At 42.8% G+C, this 1873-nt stretch carries 3 protein-coding genes; 1 reads left to right on the forward strand and 2 read right to left on the reverse strand.

What is annotated here, in order from left to right:
* Positions 1–326: 326 nt before the first annotated feature.
* Positions 327–1064, reverse strand: coding sequence for a YdcF family protein (locus BSG1_RS19275; protein WP_006838920.1), 738 nt, complete (start codon positions 1062–1064; stop codon positions 327–329).
* 181 nt (positions 1065–1245) lie between these two features.
* On the opposite strand from BSG1_RS19275, the gene BSG1_RS21030 reads away from it, so the two are divergent.
* Positions 1246–1476, forward strand: coding sequence for a hypothetical protein (locus tag BSG1_RS21030; protein WP_156791537.1), 231 nt, complete (start codon positions 1246–1248; stop codon positions 1474–1476).
* A 37-nt stretch (positions 1477–1513) separates the two neighbouring features.
* Here the strand turns inward: BSG1_RS21030 and BSG1_RS19280 are convergent.
* Positions 1514–1873: enoyl-CoA hydratase-related protein (locus BSG1_RS19280; RefSeq protein WP_006838922.1), on the reverse strand; the 360-nt coding region annotated here is incomplete at its 5' end.

Raw genomic sequence — 1873 nt, forward strand, 5'->3', positions numbered from 1 at the left:
ATTCTGCTATTGTTCTAGCAGGCCAGCATGGATCACAGAAGTGATTGCAGTGATCGAGATGTAACTCCCTATTATCTTGAATGCAGACCCTAGGGGGGCTTATAAGCTTCCTATAAGACCACTTTTGCTCGCTTTCTGCTCTTAGATGGTCTCATCAACCTCCCATGAGACCAATTTTCCTCGCTTTTTACTCTTAGATGACCTTCTGACCGCTTCATAGACTCCTGTCCAGTCCCCCAGCATCATGGATGACTTCATGCAGAAAATTACCCATGATAGAGTGGTGAAACTACAAACTAAAATCGCCGGGCTTACACTTCCACTTTTCACCCAATAACCACAGCTTTTACGACTGCAAAATATTCCCTGATCATATAATTGATTTTAATAAAGAAACCAGATTCGCCGCCTAGGCCGCTGCAATCAAGACCAATTTTTTTACCTGTCAGCTTGGCCCGGAACACATGATAATCACTGGTTATGATTAAGATACGGTCATCTTCCGCTCCTTTTCTCTCAAGGATGCGCTTGGAGTTTAAGAGATTTTCAAAAGTGGTAGTCGATCGGTCTTCTTCGGTAATTCGATTGGAAGATATCCCGTGGGAAACGAGATATCTCGACATCGCTGTTGATTCGGGGATATCTTCTCCTTCTCCCTGGCCGCCTGAAACGATAACGGGGATTTCAGGATTTTTCCTGAGATACTCCACTCCAGCCTCCAGCCTTGTCTCCAGGGTCTGGGAGATCTCCTCTCCTTTCAACCCTGCCCCGAGGATGATAATCTGCTGGATGTCATCGGGTGCCTCGCTGCCCATTTCCATAAGAAGCAGCACCTGCACGGCCGTAAAAGACATCAGAAATAAGACATACCCTATTAAAAGTGCTCTATGTATATGCCGCCAAATCCTTTTTTCAATCAGAGGATAGGATAAATATAAAAATGCAGCGAAAAACAGATTCGCAAAAATAAACATGATTCCAAACGTCACCCCGAAGAGGGCAATAAAAAATAAGAACAGCAAAGCTGCTGCCATAAGAATAAATAAAAATGGTTTACGTTTCATCAGTACCCCTCGCCAAATTAAAAGTCCTCTTCATTTTATCATCAATAAATTCTTTCTACTTTCAAAGTTATCGTACATAACATAAAAATTATAATTATAGGAATATATGTAGATACCTCGTCGATACGAATGGTAAAATGGACCCGACATAAGTATCTTTACATAAACTGGATGGTGTTTTATGGAAGAAATTTCGAGTATACACAAGTGTGAAAGCTGTCAGAGAATCCTGCCTTGGGTGTACCCCCTGTCCCCGCTTGTCGATTCACCTTCATTCGCTGTATTTAGTTTGACTACCGGTCCTCAGCAAGTAGACCTTGTTGAAAAATTGAATGACTTTTCTTACAGGTTTCGGTTGTTTTGCAATCTGTGCGGCTACACCAATATCTTCACCCACGAAATGGAAGATTAAAAGAAGCATATCGCAATGATATGCTTCTTTTAATCTTTTATTTCCCTTTGAACTGAGGCTTCCGTTTTTCACTGAATGCTGTCAATGCTTCCACACGGTCCTCGGTAGGAATCGTCAATTCATAGGCTTTTCTTTCGATTTGCAATCCCGTCTGCAGGTCCGTGTTCATGCCGTTTTTAATGGCAAACTTAGCTTGCTGCAGGGCGATCGGTCCATTCGACAGTATTGTATTTGCAAAAGCAAGAACTTCCTCCATGAATGATTCTGCAGGAGCCACTTTTGTCACCATGCCAATTTCAAGTGCCTCCTCTGATTTGAGTCTTTTGGCTGTGAGAATCAGTTCCATCGCTTTGGATTCCCCGATTAAGCGTGGAAGACGCTGTGTGCCTCCTGCTCC

The sequence above is a fragment of the Bacillus sp. SG-1 genome (assembly GCF_000181495.1).
Lineage (GTDB): Bacteria > Bacillota > Bacilli > Bacillales > Bacillaceae_B > Rossellomorea.